Below are 17,445 nucleotides of genomic sequence, written 5' to 3' on the forward strand. Positions count from 1 at the left end.
CCCGCGGCCGTCGACATCGGCCCCCCGATGATCCCCGGCGGACCCACTCGCGCGACCCGCCACACCAGGCTGTCGGCCCCTGATCCGTGCCCGGATGCCCCTGCCGACTTTCGCCGGAGCCCGCCAGCCGCCAAGGTAGTAGCCGGACCAGGAGGCGCGGTGGGCACTTACCCCTTCGACAACGCGGTGGACGCCGCGCGGACCCGGATGGCCGCGCTGGAGGCCACCTACGACACGGTGACCACCCCGCTGCTGGCCGAGCTGGGCGTGGCGCCGGGCTGGCGTTGCTGGGAGGTCGGCGCCGGCGGTGGTTCGATCGCCCGCTGGCTGGGCGAACGGGTCGGCCCGGACGGTTACGTGCTGGCCACCGACCTCGACACCCGGCTGCTGGAACTGGCCCCGCCGGTGGAGATCCAGCGGCACGACGTGCTCACCGACCCGTTGCCGCCGGGTGGTTTCGACCTGATCCACTGCCGCCTGGTGCTCATCCACCATCCGGCGCGGGATGCCGCGGTGGCCAAGCTGACCGCCGCGCTCAACCCCGGCGGGGTGCTGCTGCTGGAGGAGATCCTGCCCAAGGAGCAGCGGGTGCTCAGCACCGCGACCTGCCAGCAGGACTCCTTCTGGGCGGTGCAGACCCAGGTGCTGGAGGTGCTCACCAAACTCGGCTCCGACGACCTCGACTGGGCCCTGGGCATGGAGAAACTGTTCGTCCACTGTGGACTCGACCAGGTCGCGGCCAGCCGGTCCACGCCGATCTGGGTCGGCGGCGGCGAGGGCAGCAAGCTGCTGCTGGCCAACGCCTGGGAGCTGCGGGACAAGCTGCGCGCGGCCGGGGTCGGGCCGGGCGAACTGGCCCAGTTCACCCGGCTGCTGCGTGATCCCGGGTTCAGCGTCACGGCCTATCCGCTGCTGAGCACCTGGGGCCGGGCCCCGCGCTAGGCGTCGGGGGCCAGTGCCTTGCAGAGCAACGGGATCAGCCGGGCGCCGGCCTCGCCGCGGTAGCCCAGCATGGCGTGCCCGGCGATGACCATCGCCTTGACGTCGTGCACGTCCACGTCCGGCCGCACCGCGCCCGCCTGCTGGGCGCGGGCCAGCAGCACGCCGAGCGCGGCCTTGAACTCGGCGGTGCGCTCGGGTTCGGCGGTCTCGATGTCGAAGCTGCTGCCCGCGAAGGCGTCCATCAGGCCCTGGTCGGTGCTGTACTCGTGGATGAACCGGGTGAAGTAGCCGTAGAAGGCCGCACCGGGATCGGCCGCGTCGGCCAGCTCCCGCGCGCGGGCGATGAGCTGCTCGAACTGGTCGGCCACGATCGCCCGGAACAACGCCTCCTTGGTCGGGAAGTGCCGGTACACCGTGCCCGCGCCCACGCCCGCGCGCCGGGCGATCTCGTCGATCGGCACCCCGAGGCCCTCGGTCGCGAAGGTCTCGTACGCCACCCGCAACAGGCGTTCCCGATTGCGAACAGCATCCGACCTGGTCTTCTTCAGCACACCCTCTCCCAGCGTTGGACAAACGGGGCGCGCGTTCCGTATGTTCGTAAACGGAACGCACACCCCGGATTATAGGTGGGAGCAGCCATGAGCAAGTGGAGTTCGGCCGAGGTGCCGAGTCAGTCCGGCCGGGTCGCGATCGTCACCGGCGCCAACACCGGGATCGGCTTCCACACCGCGGCGGTACTGGCCCAGCGCGGGGCGACCGTGGTGCTGGCGGTGCGCGATGTGGAGAAGGGCAAGCGGGCCGCGGACCGGATCGCGGCCACCGCGCCCGGCGCGCACCTGGTGGTGCAGCGACTGGACCTGACCTCCCTCGACTCGGTGCGCCAGGCCGCCACCGAACTGCGGGACGGCCTTGACCACGTCGACCTGCTGATCAACAACGCCGGGGTGATGTACACGCCGAAGCTGACCACCCAGGACGGTTTCGAGCTGCAGTTCGGCACCAACCACCTTGGCCACTTCGCCTTCACCGGCCACCTGCTGGACCGCCTGCTGGCCACCCCCGGCTCGCGGGTGGTGACCGTGTCCAGCATGGCGCACAACATCCGCGCGAAGATCCACTTCGACGACCTGCAACTGACCCGCTCCTACGACCGGATCGGCGCGTACGGCCAGTCCAAGCTGGCGAATCTGATGTTCACCTACGAGCTGCAACGCCGGCTGGCCGCGCGGGGCAGGCCGACGCTGGCGGTGGCCGCGCACCCTGGCGTCTCGATGACCGAGCTGGTGCGCAACTCCCCGCTGCCGCTGCGAATCGGCTCCAAGCTCCTGGGCGGACTGCTGAGCCAGCCTGCCGACCAGGGCGCGCTGCCCACGCTGCGCGCGGCGGTGGACCCGGAGGCGCTGGGCGGTCAGTACTACGGCCCGGACGGCTTCCGCGAGCTGCGCGGCGCGCCGGTGGTGGTGCGCTCCAGCAGGCAGTCCCACGACACTGACCAGCAGGTTCGACTGTGGGCGGAGTCCGAGCGGCTCACCGGTGTGACCTTCCCCGTGTGATCACCCGGTTTCACCGGGCCACTCCCAGTGGTATTCGGCAGGCTGAGGCCCATCAACCCTGGGAGGCGGCATGGCCGGAACGATCGTGGTGGGTGTGGACGGCTCGACCGAGAGCCTGCGTGCGCTCGGCTGGTCCCTGGAAGAGGCCGACCGCAGGGACGCGGACGTGGTCGCGGTGATCGCCTGGGTGCCCAACCCGGTGCCGTCCTCGGCGACCCCGTTCACCGTGGCCGACCCGGTCGACCTGGGCGTCGACCACGAGAAGCTGCACCGGGAACGCCTGGACGAGGCGATCCTGGAGGTGACCGGCGGCGGCGCGCATCCGGTGCGCACGGTGGTGCGGCAGGGCTATGCCGGTGACGTGCTGACCGAGGAGGCCGCGCAGGCGGATCTGCTGGTGGTGGGCAGTCACGGGCACGGCCGGTTGTACAGCGCGGTGCTCGGTTCGATCAGCACCGAGTGCATCCGGAAGGCGACCTGTCCGGTGGTGGTGATCCCGCCGAAGCTGGTGCCGCGCTAGCGGATCAGCCCGGTGCGGCGCGGGTCGATCAGGTCGGGCTGGACGCGTTCGAGTTCGGTCTCGAAGGCGGTCCAGCCCTGCTCTGCCACGAATTCCGCCTCGCCGCGGCTGATCGGGATCAGCCACACCAGCACGATGCCGAACGGCCGTCCGTCCGCGCTGGGCCCGGCCACGGCGAAATCGTCGTCGTGGTGCACCGGCGCGGCGGCGTAGAAGGCTTCCAGCGCGCTGTCCGGCAGGATCGGGCCGTGCGGACCGAGCACATCGCCGCGCAGCAGCGCCGATTCCTCGGCGAGCAGGCCCTCGGCGATCTGCTGGAGCATCGCCGGGAACGGGCCGTCGGCCTGTTCGGAGGGCACCGAGATCAGCAGTTCCTGGTGGATGCCCTTGCCGGAGGTCCGGGAGCGCAGGTGCTTGTCGCTGAGGCCGACCGTGGCGAAGGTGGTGACGCCGGGCAGCGCCCCGCCGTCGCACTGGACGATGGTGAACGGCATCGGCCCGCCGTCCGGGTCGGTGTTCCAGCCGTGCCGGATCGGGCCGAGGCGGCTTTCCAGGTGTGCGATCAGGTTCATCTTGATCGCACAGCCTAGAGCGCGGACCAGTCCAGCACCCGGTCGGCCCGGTCGCGGATGCTGGCGAGCAGGCCGAGCCGGGTGGCACGCACGGCCGGATCCTCCACCAGCACCAGGATCTCGTCGAAGAACCGGGTTACCGGGTCGATGAGAACCGTTGCGGTGCGGGCGAAATCGGCCAGGCCGGTGGCGGGCGGCAGGGTGGACGCGGCTTCGTGCAGGGCGATCTCGGCGGGTTCGGTCAGGCGGGCCGGGTCGTACTCGGCGGCGGTGCCCGGCGGGACGATCCGGCGGACCCGTTGCAGGGCGGCGACCAGGTCGGCGAAACCCGGGTCCGCGCTCAGCTCGGCCAGCTCGCGCAGGGTGGCGTCGGCGGTGGCTGGTGCCTCGGCCAGTGGCAGCACGGCGGCGACCCGGCGGTGGTCGTGACCGGCGTCGAGGAGTTGCTGTTCGTAGCGGCGGAGCAGGAAGTCACGGGCCCCTACCGGCCGGTCGGTACGCAGGTGCCGGGCGGCGGCGCGCAGGCCGTCGTCCAGGGTGAGCGGGAGTTCGGGGCGGGCGCGCAGGATGGCGAGGATGCCCAGGGCGGCGCGGCGCAGGCCGAACGGGTCGGAGCTGCCGGTGGGCGCGGCGCCGACGCTGAACAGGCCTACCAGGAGGTCGAACCGGTCGGCCAGGGCGAGCAGCGCGCCGGGGGTGGTGGCGGGCAGGTCGTCGGTGGCGGTGCGGGGCAGTTCCAGGTCGAACAGGGCCTGGGCGACGGCCTCGGACTCACCCGCGCGGCGGGCGTAGTCGCGCGCCATGACACCGGCCAGGGCGGGTAGTTCGACGACGAGTTGGGTGGCCAGGTCGAACTTGGCCAGCTCGCCCGCGCGGCGCAGCACGTCCCGGTCGACCGGGGTTTCGGCGGCCAGATCCGTTGCCACCGCGGCAATGCGGTCGGCTCGGTCGGCCATCGAGCCGAGCCGGTCGGCGAAGGTCAGTGCGGCCAGGTCGGCGCGGAAGCTGTCCGGGGTGCGGGTGAGGTCGGCGCGCCAGAAGAAGGCCGCGTCCTCATACCTGGCCCGCAGCACGGCTTCGTTGCCCGCGCGCACCACCTCGGGCACGCAGTCGCCGTTGGCCACCGCGAGGAAGTGCGGCAGCAGCGCGCCCTCGGCGTCCCGGACGGCGAGGTAGCGCTGGTGCTTGCGCATCACCGTGGTCAGGATCTCCGGCGGCAGCGCCAGATAGGCCGGGTCGAAGCCGCCGAGGATGGTCCTCGGCGACTCGACCAGGTTGACCACCTCGTCCAGCACACCGAAGTCCGGCACACCGCCGACCTGCTCGGCAAGTGCGGTGGCGGCCTCGACGATCAGCTCTCGGCGTTCCGCGGCGTCGGCGATCACGTTGTGCTGCTTGAGGAAATCAAGGTAACCGGTGGCCTCGGGCACCTCGACCACCGGCAGCGGCGCGTTCCGGAGTACCCGGGTGGTCCGGCCACCGGCCACTGTGGACACTGCCAGGGGGATCGTGGTGTCGCCGAGCAGGGCGAGCAGCCAGCGGATCGGGCGGGCGAAGGAGAGCGCGGGATCGTGCCAGCGCATGTTCTGCTCGGACCGCAACTCGCCGACCAGGTGGGCCAGCAACTCGCTCAGCACGGTCACCACACCCCGGCCGGGCTCGATCCGGCGCACACCGACGTGCTCGCCGATCCGTTCCAGCGCCTCGACCGGCACACCCTGGCCTCGGGCGAAACCCAGTGCGGCCTTGGTCGGCACACCGTCCACATAGGACCGGCCAAGGCCGGGGCCGCGGACGGTGCGTTCGGCGTCGGTCTCCCGCGGCGCGACCTCCGCCACCACGGCCACGATCCGGCGCGGGGTGCCGTGCACCCGGATCTCGCCGTGCGCCAACCGGGTCGCGCCGAGCCGCCTGGTCAGCGCGTCCCGGACCGCGGCGACCGTGCGGGTCACCTCGGCCGGGGGCAGTTCCTCCACGCCGATCTCGAACACCAGCGTCGCCGGGTCGGTGATCTCCGGCAGCACCTCGGGCAGCGTGGCGGGTGGCGGGAACGCAGTCATGCCAAGGGGATGGCCGAGTTCGGCGCGGCGCTCGGCCCACAGCTGGGCTACCTCGCGGGCCAGCGCGCGCATCCGGCCGAAGTACTGGGCGCGTTCGGTGGCGCTGACCGCACCGCGCGCGTCGAGCACGTTGAACAGGTGCGAGCAGCGCAGCACGCAGCCGTGCGCGGGCACCGGCAGCCGCCGGTCGAGCAGGCGGCGGGCCTCGGCGGCCTGGGCCTCGAACAGCTCCCTGGTCATCGGCACGTCGGCCTCGTCCAGGTAGTAGCGGCTCAGCTCGTACTCGGCCTGGCCGAACGCCTCGCCGTAGCTGATGCCCGGCGCGTAGGCGATGTCCTTGAAATGGTCGACGCCCTGCACCGCCATCATGATCCGCTCGACGCCGTAGGTGATCTCCACCGACACCGGGTCCAGGGACTGGCCGCCCGCCTGCTGGAAGTAGGTGAACTGGGTGATCTCCAGGCCGTCCAGCCACACCTCCCAGCCCAGGCCCCAGGCGCCCAGCGCGGGCGAGGCCCAGTTGTCCTCCACGAACCGGATGTCGTGCGCGGCCACGTCCACGCCGATCGCGGCCAGGCTGCCCAGGTACAGCTCCTGTGCGTGACCGGGATCGGGCTTGAGCAGCACCTGGAACTGGGTGTGGGTCTGCAGCCGGTTGGGGTTCTCGCCGTAGCGCGCGTCGTCCGGGCGCACGCTGGGTTCCACATAGGACACTCGCCACGGTTCGGGGCCGAGCACCCGCAGGATGGTGGCCGGGTTCATGGTTCCGGCGCCGACCTCGGAGTTGACCGGCTGGACGACCAGGCAGCCCTGGCCCGTCCAGTAGTTCGTCAACGCCAGCAACACGTCCTGCATGGTCGGCATCGCCCGAGTCTAGGCTCGGGCCACCGCGGCGACATCCGATTTACAGGTCTCGCCGGTAGCAGCGGGACAGTTCTGAACCGACGTAGACGCCGAAGTTCTCGATCGGCCGGTAGCCCTCGCGCTCGTAGAAGCGCATCGCGTCCGGCTGCGCGGTCCCGGTCTCCAGCAACAGGGTGCGCAGTCCGCGCCGCCTGGCCTCGTTCTCCAGCGCCCGCAGCACCGCCACCGCCACCCCGCTGCCGCGTGCCGACGGCGTCACGTACATCCGCTTGATCTCCACCGAGTCCGGCCCCAGCAAACGCAGCGCGCCACAGCCGACCGCCTGCCCGTCGGCATCCCTGGCCAGCAGGAACACCTCGATGTCAGCCGCCGAGGGCGGGGTGCCCGGCTCGTGGTTGTCGATGCCGTAGCGGGCGTCCAGCTCCTCCTGCTGCGCCTTGCGCAACACCGCCCCCTCCGGATCCGCCCAGCTCACCTCGGTCACCTGGAAGGTCATCAGCCACCCCTCTCGTCGTAACAGGCGTTACGGTAACATGCGTTACGAGAGGTGGTGGCCGATGGCGAGGATCGCGGATCGGGCGGAGCAGGGCACGCGGATCTCCGCGGCGGTGTGGCGACTGATGGCCGAGGCCGGTCCGCAGGGACTGACCCTGCGGGCGGTGGCCGCGGCGGCGGGCTGCACCACCGGCCTGGTGCTGCACCGTTTCCCGGACAAGCGGGCGCTGCTGCGCCATGCCAGGGATCTGCTGCACGAGCGCACCGGGGCCGCGATGGACGAGCTGTCCGGGGCCGGCGGGTCACCGGCGGCGGTGCTGCGAGCGGTGCTGCGGCACGCCGCCTCGGTGGATCCGGCCAAGCAACAGGAGGCCAGGGTGTGGCTGGGCTACCTGGCCGCCGCCCTGGGTGATGACGATCTCGCCGAACGGCACCGCAGTGCGAACCGGGCCTTCCTCGGCCGGGTGGACCGGCTGGTTGGCCAGGTCCGTCCACAGTGGACCAAGGCGCGGCGGGCCACGGTGAGCCTGTCCCTGGTCTCGCTGATCGAGGGCATGAACACCCTGGCGGTGGCCGATCCGGAGACCTACCGGCCCACCCGGCAGCTCGCGGTGCTGGACTCGACCCTGGCCGCGCTGGACCTCGCCGATCCCCCGGCTTGAGCCCGCGGGCCCATCAGACCATGCCACCGTTGGCGCGCAACACCTGCGCGTTCACCCAGCGCGCCGGACCGGCCAGGAACGAGACCACCTCGGCGATGTCCTCCGGCGTGCCGATCCGCTCCAGCGGGGCCATCTTGGCCATCCGGTCGATCAGGTCGGCGTCCTTGCCGTCCAGGAACAACGCGGTCGCGGTCGGGCCGGGGGCCACCGCGTTGACCGTGATGTCCCGGCCGCGCAGCTCCTTGGCCAGGATCCTGGTCAGCACCTCCACCGCGCCTTTGGAGGCGGTGTAGGCGGCGTAGGTCGGCAGCAGGGTGCCCATCACCGAGGTGGAGAAGTTGATGATCGCGCCGCCCCGGCGGACCCGGTTGGCGGCCAGCTTGGCCACCACGAACGGGCCTCGGATGTTGGTCCGGTGCAGCCGGTCGAGCTGGTCCAGGTCCAGGTCGGCCACGGTGGACAGGTGCATGATCCCGGCCGCGTGCACCACCACGTCGACCCCGCCGAATGCCTGCTCGGCCGCGTCGAACACCGCGGTCATCGCCGCCTCGTCGGCCACGTCGGCCTGCACCGCGATGGCCTGCCCGCCTGCCGCGGTGATCTCGCCTACCGCCTGGTCGGCCTCGTCCTTGTTGCCGCCGTAGACCAGCACCACGGCCTGGCCGTCCGCGGCCAGCCGCTGGGCACTGGCCCGGCCGATGCCGCGCGATCCACCGGTGACGATCGCGACCCGCTGCTGCGTGGGAACAGTCATCGTTCCACTCCCTAACTGGCGTTTCCGTTGCTAACGACATCACCGTATCACTGATATCGAAGCAACGCTACTGGAACTTTGTTATCGTTGATTCCATGACCGAGAAGAGCGCCGAGGCCACCAGGGACCGCCTGGTGAGAGCGGCTGCCGAGCTACTGGCCGAGGGCGGCCGGGACGCGGTGTCCACCCGTGCGGTGAGCGCCGCGGCCGGGGTGCAGGCCCCCACCCTCTACCGACTGTTCGGGGACAAGGACGGCCTCCTGGAGGCGGTGGCCGCGCACGGCTTCGCCGAGTACCTGACCGACAAGGTCGCCCTCGGCGAGAGCGCGGACCCGGTCGAGGACCTGCGCCGCGGCTGGGACCTGCACGTCCAGTTCGGCCTCACCCACCCCGCCTTCTACCTGCTCATGTACGGCGATCCGAAGGCGGGCGCCTCCTCCGCGGCAGGCAAGGAGGCGGAGAACAAGCTGCGCCGGATCGTGCAGCGCATCGCCGAGGCCGGACAGCTGCGGGTCAGCGTGAGCCGGGGCGCGGAACTCGTGCACGCCACCGGCAAGGGCGTGGTGCTCACCCTGATCGGCACCCCGGAGGACGAGCGGGACATGGAGTTCGCCGCCGCCGCCCGCGAGCACGTGATCAGCTCGATCACCACCGGCGGTCAGGCGCTCGGCGACACCGACGTGCCCGCCCGCGCCGCCGGGCTGGCCGCCGCGCTGCGCAGCGACCCGGTGGCGGCGCTGTCCGGGACCGAGCAGGCGCTGCTGGTGGAGTGGCTGGACCGGATCGCGGACGCCTGAAATCCGCTGGCCGCCCCGTTCCGGGCCGCATTACCCTGCACCGGGTGGCTGGTGATCGTTTTCCCGTGCTGTGGCTGTGCGGACCCTCCGGCGTTGGCAAGTCCACGGTGGGCTGGGAGATCCACACCCAGCTGCCGCGGACCGGCTACCTGGACACCGACCAGCTCGGCCTGTGCTCCCCGGTGCCCGCCGACGATCCGGCCAACCACCGGGTCAAGGCGGCCAACCTGGCCGCGATGTGGTCTGCCTACCGAACGGTCGGTAGGGATGGGCTGATCGTGTCGGGGATCCTGGAGTCGGCCACCGTCGCCCGCGGCTACACCAGTGCGCTGCCGGGTGCGGCGGTGACGCTGTGCCGGTTGCGGGTGCGTTCCAGGGAGTTGCGGGACCGGATCCACCGGCGCGGCTGGCTGACCGAACTGGCCGATGCCTCGGTGCGGGCGGCCGAGGCCATGGACCGCGACGACTTCGCCGATGTGTGCGTGGACACCACCGGGCTGTCCGCGGTGGCGGTGGCCAGGCTGGTGCTGGAGCGGTGGGCGCGGTGACGGCGTTACTGCTGTGCGGGCCGCGGGCGGTCGGCAAGTCGGTGGTGGGCTGGCAGGTCTACGCGCACCTGGCCCGCACCGGGGCCGCCGTGGCCTACCTCGACCTGGCCCAGCTCGGCTTCTGCCACACCGACTCGACCTGGCTGATCGCGCGCAACCTGGCCTCGGCCTGGACGACCTTCCGCGCCAACGGCACCCAGATGCTGGTGCTCTCCGGCGAGGTCAGCGGCCCGGCCGTGCTCGACTCCTACGCCGAGGCGCTGCCAGGGATCAGGCTGACCGTGTGCGAACTGCGGGCCGGGCGGGAGGCGCTGACCGAACGGATCCTGGCCCGCGGCCAGGGGCACGGGCCGCCGATCCCCGGTGACGACCTGCGTGGCCGTGATCCGGACGAGCTGCGCCGGATCGCCGCCGAAGCACCGATTCGCCGCCCGATCTGCGATCTCCGGGTGGACACCGACCACCGGTCCGTCGCCGAGGTGGCCGACCGGGTCCGGCTGGCCTGGCTCAACCCTTGACCGCACCCGCGGTCAAGCCACGCACCAATGCCTTCTGCAGCAACAGGAATCCCAGCACCACCGGGATGCTCACCACCAGCGAGGCGGCCATCACCTGGTTCCAGTACACGCTGGACTGGGTGGCGTAACCGCGCAATCCCACGGCCAGGGTGCGGGTGTCGGCGGTGGTGAGCACCGAGGCGAAGAGCACCTCGCTCCAGGCGGTCATGAAGCTGTAGATCGCCACCGCGGCCACCCCGGGCAGCGCGGCGGGCAACACCACCCGGAACAACGCGCCCACCGGTCCACAACCGTCCACAGTGGCCTGTTCGTCGAGTTCCCTTGGTATCGAGTCGAAGTAGCCGAGCAGCAGGTAGATGGAGAAGGGCAGCGCGAAGGTCAGGTAGGTGATGATCAGCCCGGCCTGACTGCCGAACAGGCGCAGCCCGGTGACCCGGTCCAGGTTGACGAACAACAGGAACAACGGCAGCAGGAACAGGATGCCGGGAAACATCTGGGTGGACAGCACCGCGGTGAGGAAGGCGCCGCGGCCACGGAAACGGTAGCGGCTCAACGAGTACGCGGCCAGGATCGCGATCAGCATGGAGCAGGCGGTGGCGCCCAGCGCGACCACCGCGCTGTTGAGGAAGTACCGGGCCAGCGGCACCGTGCGCCACATCTCCCGGAACGGCTCCAGGGTGATCGCGCTGGGCCAGGCGGTGAACGGGCCCTGCACATCGCGCAACGGCTTCACCGCGGAGGTGATCATCACATACACCGGGGTCAGCGCGAACCCGGTCAGCGCCACGATCACCAGTCGCCGCAGCCAGCGCACCACCGCGGACTCACGCATACCGCCGCCTCCGTCCGGTCAGCGCCAGGTAGCCGATCGTCACCACGAGCAGGAAACCCAGCATCAGCATGGACATCGCCGAGCCGAGGCCGAAGTTCCAGGTGACGAAGGAGGACTGGTAGATGTGCAACGACACCACGTCCGCCTCGGCCGGGGCGGCCGCGCCGAAGAGGGTGAACGGGGTGGTGAAATCGTTGAAGGACCACAGGAACAGCACCAGCACGAGCACCGTGTTGACCGGCCGCAGCAGTGGCAGCGTCACCGAGCACAGCCTGCGCCACGGGCCCGCGCCGTCCAGGTCGGCGGCCTCGTACAGTTCGGTGGGGATGCTCTGCAGTCCGGCGGTGATGGTGAGGAAGGCGAACGGCCAGGTCCGCCACACCGCCACCACGACCAGGCTGACGAAGCTGTTCGGGCCGACCAGCCAGAACATCCGCTCCTCGGTGAGGCCGAGCCAGTCCACCAGCACCGTGTTGACCAGGCCGGTGTCGCGTTGCAGCATGAAGTTCCAGGTGATCACGCTGGAGAACACCGGCAGTGCGAACGGGATCAGCAGCAGCGTGCGCAGCACTCCCCTGCCCCGGAAGGCTTTCCGCATCGCCACCGCACCCGCGAGGCCGAGCAGGAAAGCCCCGCTCACCGCGAGCAGGCTGAAGGCCAGGGTGATCCCGAAGGAGCGCAACAGATCCGCGCCGACCGGTCCGGTCAGGTCGGCGGCCACCCGGTAGTTGTCCAGTCCGGCCGCCGGGGCCCTGGTGACGTCGCGGATGGCGAACTGGTTGAGCCGCAACAGGCTCATCACCGCACCGGCCAGCATCGGCAGCACGTGCACCAGCAGTTCGACCAGCAACGCGGGCGCCAGCAACAGGTACGGCAGCCACCGGACCGCGCGCCGCCGCCCCGGGGTGGGCCCGCTCATCCGCCGCCGCGCATCCGCTCGTCGGCCGCGGCCAGCTCGGCCCGGACGTCGGCCACCGTCACGGTCCGGCCGCCGGCGATCCTGGCCAGTAGATCCTTGACCGCGGTGCCCACCAGGGTCTCGAACTGGGCTTCCTGGGGGATCATCGGCATGGTCTCGGCGGTGCCGGCCAACACCTCGCGGAAGGTCCGGACCACCGGTCCCTGGAACCGCGGATCGTCGTAGGCCGCGGTGGCCACCGGCAGCGAGCCGAGGTCGGCGTTGACCGCGCGCTGGGTGTCCGGACTGGTCATGAACTCGACGAACTTCAGCGCGCCCTCGGCGTTGTCGGTGTCGGTGAACACGCCGAGGTTGATCCCGGCCACGTGACTGGTGATCCGTTTCCCACCCGGTGGCAACGGATCGGGCACCGGGATCGGCGCGACCCCGTAGTCCTCGGCGGCCATCCCGTTGGCGCGCAGGCCCATGGTGGCGTGGCTCTGCAACATCACCATCGCGGTCCGGCCGGTGGCGAAGTCCTTGAGCGGCTGGGTGTCGTTCTGGTACTCGGCGTTGCCAGGGTTGACCACCTTCGCCCCGGCCACCAGATCCAGGTACTGCCCGATACCGGCGGCGAGCTGCGGTGAGTCCAAAGTGGACCGGTCGCCCTCGAACAGGGTGGCGCCGTGCTGGCGGCCGAAGACGAACGCCAGGTGCGCGTTCGCGGTGTAGCTGGACCCCATGATGCCCAGCCCCCAGCGATCTCGGGCCGGTTCGGTGAGTCTGCGCGCGGTGTCCAGCAACTCGGCCCAGGTGCCCGGCGGGCTGCTGATCCCGGCCTCGGCAAAGCGTTTCCTGCTGTAGTAGAGGCCGTAGGCCAGGCCGTACAACGGAACCGCGGCCGGTGGTTGCCCGGCCGCGCCGGTGGAGGTCAGCGTGCTGGGCAGGAACCGGTCCCGGCCGCCGACCTTGGCCAGCGCGGACTCGTCGAACGGTCGCAGCGCGCCGCTGGCCTGCAGCGAGGCCGACCAGGTGTTGCCGATGTTGAGCACATCCGGCCCCTGTCCGCTGGAGGCCGCGGCCAGGATCCGGTTGAGCAGGTCCGACCAGGGGATCACCTCCAGCTCGACCTCGATCCCGGTGCGCCGGGTGAACTCGGCCAGTCGCGGGCTGAGGATCTCCCGGTCCCGGTCCAGGCTGGCCGACTGGTTGCTGGCCCAGTAGGTGAGCGTGCCGGTGCCACCGCGGTCCTCGGCCGGGTCACAGCCGGAAAGGCCGATGGCGAACAGGATCAACCCGACCATGGCGAGTCCGGGTAACCGCATGACGCTCCTCATCTGACCGTGGCGGCGGCAGCGTGGAATGCGCTCTCCAGGATGCCGCGATCGCCACGGATCAGCGCCCTGCGGAGGTCGGGTCCTGGCCGGTTTCAGCCGTTCGGCCGCGTTGCCCGGGTTAGGCTGATCAGCCGGGACGTGGACGGATAGGGTGGTGGGCGTGATCCGAGACGAGGCACGGCCGACGCTGGAGGATGTCGCCGCGCACGCGGGCGTCTCCCGGTCCACCGCGTCCAGGGCGCTCAACGAGGAGAGCTACGTCAGCGCCCGGTCCAGGGAGAAGGTGCTCAACTCCGCCCGCGAGCTGGGCTACTCGCCCAACCAGGCGGCCCGCTCACTGGTCACCCGCCGCACCAACGCGGTCGCCCTGGTGCTCTCCGAGCCGGAGACCAAGGTCCTGGAGGACCCCTACTTCGCCGAGATCGTCCGCGGCGCCTTCCGCGAGCTGTCCGCGCTGGGCAGTCAGATGCTCATGATGCTGGTGGACAGCAAGGAAGACATACCCGGCACGGTGCGCTTCCTGGACGGCGGACACGTGGACGGCGCGCTGATCTTCGCCTCGCACCAGGCCGACCAGCTGCCTGCCGCACTGCGCTCGCTGCGGCTGCCGATGGTCTTCGGCGGCGGCAGGCCGGGCGGGACCATCCGCGGCCTGCACCTGGTGGACTTCGACAACACCGGCGGCGCGAAGCTCGCCGTGGAACACCTGCAGTCGTTGGGGCGCAAGCGGATCGGCACCGTCTCCGGCCCACTGGACCAGCGCTCGGCAGTGGACCGCCGGATCGGCTGGCAGCAGACCCTGGGCCTGTCCGAGCGCACCGCGGCCCGGCTGTCCGAGGAGGGCGACTTCACCCCCGAGGGCGGCGAACAGGCCATGCGCAGACTGCTGACCAGGGTGCCGAACCTGGACGCGGTCTTCGTGGCCAACGACCCCATGGCCGCGGGCGCCCTGCGCGCGCTGCAGAACGCCGGTCGACGGGTGCCCGAGGACGTGGCGCTGGTCGGCTTCGACGACCACCCCGGCCTGGCCGAGGCGACCAACCCGCCACTGACCACCGTGCACCAGGACCCGCGCGAGCAGATCCGGCAGATGATGGCCACCCTGCACCAGCTCATCGACGGCGACGCCCCGGCACCCCGCCGCCGGGTACTGCCGGTCCGCCTGGTCCGCCGCGCCTCAGCCTGACGGCCACCACCACCGCCGCGCCTCAGCCCGACCGCCGCCGTCGCCACCACGCCTCAACCCGACCACCGCCGCCACCGCCGCGCCTCAGCCTGATCGCCGCCACCACCGCCACGTCGCCGCCGTCGCCGCCGCGCCTCAGCCCGACCGCCGCCACCACCTTCGCACCTCAGCCTGATCGCCATCGCTGCCACGCCTCAGCCTGACCACGGCCGCCACCGCCGCACCGCCACCACCCACCACCGCCCCACCGCTCAGCCGCTCAGCTGAACCATCACCGCCCTACCACCACCGCCGCTGTACCGCCACGGCGGTCTTCCGCACGCCTACCAACCGTTCGGTAGATGCGCACGCACGGAACCCCCACCCCAACTGAAAAGACCGCACTTCCCAGCAGGGCAGCACATCCGTAAGCTCGAACCCGTTCTGGGAGCGCTCCCAGAAACCGCCGCCGCCTCCCTGTCACGTCGGCAACTCGGAGTTCAGATGAGCAGATGGTCAGTGTTGCCCGTGCTCAGCACGGTGCTCGTCGCGGCCGCCCTGCTGGGCCCACCAGCCCAGGCCGCCCCCTCGGGCTTCTACGTCGATCCGGCCACCAACGCGGCCAAATGGGTGGCCGCCAACCCCGGTGACGGCCGCATGCCGGTGATCCGCGACCGGATCGCCGCGGTCCCCCAGGCCCGCTGGTTCACCAGCACCAACACCACCACCGTGCGCGGCCAGGTGGACGAGCTGGTCGGTGCGGCGGCCAGGGCCGGGAAGGTGCCGATCCTGGTGGTCTACAACGTCCCGAACCGGGACTGCAACGGCCCCAGCAGCGGCGGCGCCCCCAGTCACAGCGCCTACCGCCAGTGGGTGGACCAGGTCGCCGCCGGCCTGGCCGGACGACCGGCCACCATCGTGCTGGAACCGGATGTGCTGGCCCTGATGTCCAACTGCCAGAACGACGTCCAGCAGGCCGAAACCCGGGCGTCCATGGCCTACGCGGGCAAGCGACTCAAGGCAGGTTCGGCCGCGGCCAAGGTCTACTTCGACGCCGCGCACTCCAACTGGCACAGCGCCGCGGAGATGGCCACCCGCCTCACCCAGTCGGACGTGCTCAACAGCGCCGACGGCATCTCCCTGAACGTGTCCAACTACCGGCACACCAGCGCGGAAACTGCCTACGCCAAGGACATCCTGTCCCGCCTGGGCAGTTCCCGGCTGCGCGCGGTGATCGACACCAGCCGCAACGGCAACGGCCCACTCAACAGCGACTGGTGCGATCCGGCAGGCCGCGCCGTGGGCACCCCCAGCACCACCAACACCGGCGACCCCCAGATCGCGGCCCACCTGTGGGTGAAGTTGCCCGGCGAGTCCGACGGCTGCATCGCCCCCGCGGGCCAGTTCGTACCGCAACGAGCCTACGAACTGGCCACCGGCTGATCACCGAACCGGCCACCGGCTGACCCCCGGCCTGGGGCAGGCACCCCGCCTGCCCCAGGCCGGGCCCCGCGTCAGTTCCCGCCGAGCAACCGCTCGATCTCGGCCAGTTCGGCATCCGCGAAGTCCAGGTTCCCGGTAGCCGCGACATTGTCGGTGAGCTGCTTGACACTGCTGGCCCCGATCAACGCCGAGGTGACCCGCTCCCCACGCAACACCCACGCCAGCGCGAGCTGAGCCAACGTCTGCCCACGCTGCCGGGCGACCTCATTGAGCCCACGGGTCAACGTGAGCTGCTGCTCGGTGATCCGCTCCGCGTCGAGAAACGGACTGGCCCCCGCCGCCCGCGAGTCAGCCGGAATCCCATCCAGATACCGATCAGTCAGCAACCCCTGCGCCAGTGGCGAGAACGCGATCGACCCCGCCCCCACCTCATCCAGCACATCCTGCAGCCCATCCTCGATCCACCGATTGACCATCGAGTACGAAGGCTGATGAATCAGCAACGGCGTCCCCAGCTCCGCCAACACCCCCGCGGCCTCCCGGGTCTGCTCCGGCGAGTAGTTGGAAACCCCCGCGTAAAGCGCCTTCCCCTGCCGCACCAAGGAATCCAACGCCCCCATGGTCTCCTCGATGGGAGTATCCGGATCCGGCCGGTGATGGTAGAAGACATCCACATAGTCCAACCCAAGCCGCCGCAAACTGGCGTCCAAAGAGGACACCAGATACTTACGCGACCCCCACTCCCCGTACGGCCCCGGGTGCATCAGGTACCCAGCCTTGGTCGAGACGATCAACTCATCCCGATACGGCCGCAAGTCAGCAGAGAACAGTCGCCCGAAGTTCTCCTCCGCAGCCCCCGGCGGCGGCCCATAGTTGTTGGCCAGGTCAAAGTGCGTGACCCCCAGATCAAAAGCGGCCCGCACAATGTCCCGCTGAGTCTCCAGATCCTTGGCGTGCCCAAAGTTGTGCCACAACCCCAAGGAGATCGCGGGCAACTTCAGTCCGCTGCGACCACACCGTCGATAAGGCATGGCGTCATAACGCACATCAGCGGCGAGGTAGGTCATCGTGCTCCTTGCTACCAGTCGGGCGCATCCAGGAGATCGTAACCACCCAACAGCTCAAACCCGCCCCACCAGCACCAAAGGCCCCCGTCACCTCCAGCAAGGCCCTCTCCTCCCAGCCTCAACACGGCTTCCCCGCGGCAACCCCAGCGAGTCCATCCCCGGGCAGTGAGGTTCTCCCCCATCTCACTCGCCGCAACCGAAAACTCTTCCCCCGCAAGCTCCTCGAAGAGTTCGACCGGGCTCGGGTGCACCTGTCGGAGATTCAGCTGAGTCGGATCAATCGCCGCCGAAACCGATGCCGCACCGTCGCGCCTGCATGCGCGTCCCCCGCCACGCCCCCACCAACAGCTCGCTCTCCCCGACCACCGGCTTGCTGAGCCGATGTTCGCCATCCCGACTGACCGCCACCGCCCTGCCC

Annotated in this window: 18 protein-coding genes; 9 read left to right on the plus strand and 9 right to left on the minus strand. The window is 70.7% G+C overall.

What is annotated here, in order from left to right; genetic code table 11:
- Positions 1–159 precede the first annotated feature (159 nt).
- Positions 160–942 carry a class I SAM-dependent methyltransferase gene (locus HNR67_RS33130; RefSeq protein WP_312988566.1) on the plus strand — a complete coding sequence of 261 codons (783 nt, stop codon included), beginning with the start codon at positions 160–162 and terminating at the stop codon, positions 940–942.
- Here HNR67_RS33130 and HNR67_RS33135 read toward each other — a convergent pair.
- Positions 939–1,493, minus strand: a complete 555-nt coding sequence (locus tag HNR67_RS33135) for a TetR/AcrR family transcriptional regulator (protein ID WP_221490139.1) — start codon at positions 1,491–1,493, stop codon at positions 939–941. The two genes, HNR67_RS33130 and HNR67_RS33135, sit on opposite strands and share 4 nt — an antisense overlap.
- An 87-nt stretch (positions 1,494–1,580) precedes the next feature.
- Between HNR67_RS33135 and HNR67_RS33140 the strand changes: the two genes are divergently transcribed.
- Entirely contained in the window at positions 1,581–2,495 is a 915-nt protein-coding gene (locus tag HNR67_RS33140) for an SDR family NAD(P)-dependent oxidoreductase (RefSeq protein WP_185006290.1), read from the plus strand.
- A 70-nt stretch (positions 2,496–2,565) separates the two neighbouring features.
- Positions 2,566–3,015 (plus strand): universal stress protein, encoded by a 450-nt coding sequence (locus tag HNR67_RS33145; RefSeq protein ID WP_185006292.1) that lies wholly within the window; start codon positions 2,566–2,568, stop codon positions 3,013–3,015.
- Here HNR67_RS33145 and HNR67_RS33150 read toward each other — a convergent pair.
- The 3 genes from HNR67_RS33150 to HNR67_RS33160 are packed head-to-tail and all read right to left on the minus strand — an operon-like array spanning position 3,012 to position 7,007.
- Positions 3,012–3,587, minus strand: coding sequence for a suppressor of fused domain protein (locus HNR67_RS33150; protein ID WP_185006294.1), 576 nt, complete (start codon positions 3,585–3,587; stop codon positions 3,012–3,014). The two genes, HNR67_RS33145 and HNR67_RS33150, sit on opposite strands and share 4 nt — an antisense overlap.
- A 14-nt stretch (positions 3,588–3,601) precedes the next feature.
- Positions 3,602–6,511 (minus strand): glycine--tRNA ligase, encoded by a 2,910-nt coding sequence (locus tag HNR67_RS33155; protein ID WP_185006296.1) that lies wholly within the window; start codon positions 6,509–6,511, stop codon positions 3,602–3,604.
- A gap of 40 nt (positions 6,512–6,551) precedes the next feature.
- Complete coding sequence (locus tag HNR67_RS33160) at positions 6,552–7,007, minus strand: GNAT family N-acetyltransferase (protein WP_185006298.1); 456 nt, start codon at positions 7,005–7,007, stop codon at positions 6,552–6,554.
- A gap of 61 nt (positions 7,008–7,068) precedes the next feature.
- On the opposite strand from HNR67_RS33160, the gene HNR67_RS33165 reads away from it, so the two are divergent.
- Entirely contained in the window at positions 7,069–7,668 is a 600-nt protein-coding gene (locus HNR67_RS33165) for a TetR/AcrR family transcriptional regulator (protein ID WP_185006300.1), read from the plus strand.
- A gap of 13 nt (positions 7,669–7,681) precedes the next feature.
- Here HNR67_RS33165 and HNR67_RS33170 read toward each other — a convergent pair whose 3' ends face one another.
- Complete coding sequence (locus HNR67_RS33170) at positions 7,682–8,422, minus strand: SDR family oxidoreductase (protein ID WP_185006302.1); 741 nt, start codon at positions 8,420–8,422, stop codon at positions 7,682–7,684.
- 95 nt (positions 8,423–8,517) lie between these two features.
- On the opposite strand from HNR67_RS33170, the gene HNR67_RS33175 reads away from it, so the two are divergent.
- Genes HNR67_RS33175 through HNR67_RS33185 form a run of 3 tightly spaced genes read left to right on the plus strand, consistent with a single transcriptional unit; the run spans position 8,518 to position 10,285 of the window.
- The gene (locus HNR67_RS33175; protein ID WP_185006304.1) at positions 8,518–9,219 is read left to right on the plus strand and encodes a TetR/AcrR family transcriptional regulator; all 702 of its coding nucleotides are present in this window, start codon (positions 8,518–8,520) and stop codon (positions 9,217–9,219) included.
- Between the two features lie 44 nt (positions 9,220–9,263).
- A complete protein-coding gene (locus HNR67_RS33180) occupies positions 9,264–9,767 on the plus strand; it encodes an AAA family ATPase (RefSeq protein ID WP_185006306.1) in 504 nt (167 codons plus the stop codon).
- The gene (locus HNR67_RS33185; RefSeq protein WP_185006309.1) at positions 9,764–10,285 is read left to right on the plus strand and encodes a hypothetical protein; all 522 of its coding nucleotides are present in this window, start codon (positions 9,764–9,766) and stop codon (positions 10,283–10,285) included. The genes HNR67_RS33180 and HNR67_RS33185 overlap by 4 nt, the downstream gene beginning before the upstream one ends.
- Here the strand turns inward: HNR67_RS33185 and HNR67_RS33190 are convergent.
- The 3 genes from HNR67_RS33190 to HNR67_RS33200 are packed head-to-tail and all read right to left on the minus strand — an operon-like array spanning position 10,275 to position 13,340.
- The gene (locus HNR67_RS33190) at positions 10,275–11,117 is read right to left on the minus strand and encodes a carbohydrate ABC transporter permease (protein ID WP_185006311.1); all 843 of its coding nucleotides are present in this window, start codon (positions 11,115–11,117) and stop codon (positions 10,275–10,277) included. The genes HNR67_RS33185 and HNR67_RS33190 overlap by 11 nt on opposite strands.
- On the minus strand, positions 11,110–12,036 hold the full coding sequence (locus HNR67_RS33195) for a carbohydrate ABC transporter permease (protein WP_185006313.1): 927 nt from the start codon (positions 12,034–12,036) through the stop codon (positions 11,110–11,112). Before HNR67_RS33195 ends, HNR67_RS33190 begins: the two co-directional genes overlap by 8 nt.
- Positions 12,033–13,340, minus strand: a complete 1,308-nt coding sequence (locus HNR67_RS33200; RefSeq protein ID WP_185006315.1) for an extracellular solute-binding protein — start codon at positions 13,338–13,340, stop codon at positions 12,033–12,035. The genes HNR67_RS33195 and HNR67_RS33200 overlap by 4 nt, the downstream gene beginning before the upstream one ends.
- A gap of 172 nt (positions 13,341–13,512) precedes the next feature.
- Here HNR67_RS33200 and HNR67_RS33205 point away from each other — a divergent pair, with 172 nt between their 5' ends.
- Together HNR67_RS33205 and HNR67_RS33210 are read left to right on the plus strand one after the other, a co-directional pair.
- Positions 13,513–14,538, plus strand: a complete 1,026-nt coding sequence (locus tag HNR67_RS33205) for a LacI family DNA-binding transcriptional regulator (RefSeq protein WP_185006318.1) — start codon at positions 13,513–13,515, stop codon at positions 14,536–14,538.
- 483 nt (positions 14,539–15,021) lie between these two features.
- Positions 15,022–15,960 carry a glycoside hydrolase family 6 protein gene (locus HNR67_RS33210; RefSeq protein WP_185006320.1) on the plus strand — a complete coding sequence of 313 codons (939 nt, stop codon included), beginning with the start codon at positions 15,022–15,024 and terminating at the stop codon, positions 15,958–15,960.
- A 71-nt stretch (positions 15,961–16,031) separates the two neighbouring features.
- On the opposite strand, the gene mgrA is transcribed toward HNR67_RS33210, so the two are convergent.
- Positions 16,032–17,027, minus strand: coding sequence for an L-glyceraldehyde 3-phosphate reductase (gene mgrA, locus HNR67_RS33215; protein WP_185006322.1), 996 nt, complete (start codon positions 17,025–17,027; stop codon positions 16,032–16,034).
- Positions 17,028–17,445: the final 418 nt, after the last annotated feature.

This window comes from Crossiella cryophila, from assembly GCF_014204915.1.
Lineage (GTDB): Bacteria > Actinomycetota > Actinomycetes > Mycobacteriales > Pseudonocardiaceae > Crossiella > Crossiella cryophila.